Below are 273 nucleotides of genomic sequence, written 5' to 3'. Positions count from 1 at the left end.
CTTGACGGACTGACCGGTGTCATTGGCGCCAAGGACTTCTCTGAGCAGTTCATCCTGGCCCACATCACCAGCCTCGTCCTGAACGCCCACGGAGCAAACACCACCACCAACACCAGCGTGGTGGGATCGGCCAACGTTCGAACGGCTTTCGAGACCGGCCAGTTCGCCGGATATTGGGAGTACACGGGAACTTCGTGGATCACCTACAACAAACAAACCACCCCCATCAAGGACAAAGCTGAGATGTTCAAGGCTGTCAAGGACGTCGATGCC

At 57.1% G+C, this 273-nt stretch carries 1 protein-coding gene; it reads left to right on the top strand.

The genetic code is table 11. The annotated features are described in order from the left end of the window. Positions 1 to 273: glycine betaine ABC transporter substrate-binding protein (locus SCA31_RS23420; RefSeq protein WP_410699415.1), on the top strand; the 273-nt coding region annotated here is incomplete at both ends.

Origin of the sequence: Chryseobacterium sp. SIMBA_028 (genome assembly GCF_046535285.1) — a bacterium.
Classification (GTDB): Bacteria; Bacteroidota; Bacteroidia; order Flavobacteriales; family Weeksellaceae; genus Chryseobacterium.
Note: the sequence above shows the minus strand (reverse complement) of the source record. Positions and strands in the feature narration are given on the sequence as shown.